Below are 356 nucleotides of genomic sequence, written 5' to 3' on the forward strand. Positions count from 1 at the left end.
ATCAAAAAGTACGCTTTTCTTTATATATTGCATCAAAAAAATCGAAAAAAACAGGTCAATATAACGGACGAAATTACCCTGCATTGATGCGTCAAGCGTTAGCTTCTGGTGATGCATATGCGGTTGAAATTTTAAAGCGAAACGGAAAATATCGGGTTCATATTTCGATTACAGAACAACCTGCGCCACTTGTTACTTTTCCTGTGAATGGATATCGTGGTTTAGATACAAATCCAGACGGGTTGGCTATTTGTCATGTTAAGAAGGACGGAAATCCCAAATCATTTGAATGGTTAGGAGAAGGTGGATTACAAGACTATCCATCTGACAAACGAGAAAATTTAATTTATGAACTT

1 protein-coding gene is annotated in these 356 nt (G+C 36.5%); it reads left to right on the top strand.

Annotated features, from left to right (window positions below):
• A partial coding sequence (locus RCF13_RS00170) for a lipocalin/fatty-acid binding family protein (RefSeq protein WP_308140665.1) occupies positions 1-356 on the top strand: 356 nt, incomplete at both ends.

Source organism: Stenotrophomonas maltophilia group sp. RNC7, from assembly GCF_030910085.1.
GTDB classification, from domain to species: Bacteria; Pseudomonadota; Gammaproteobacteria; order Xanthomonadales; family Xanthomonadaceae; genus Stenotrophomonas; species Stenotrophomonas sepilia.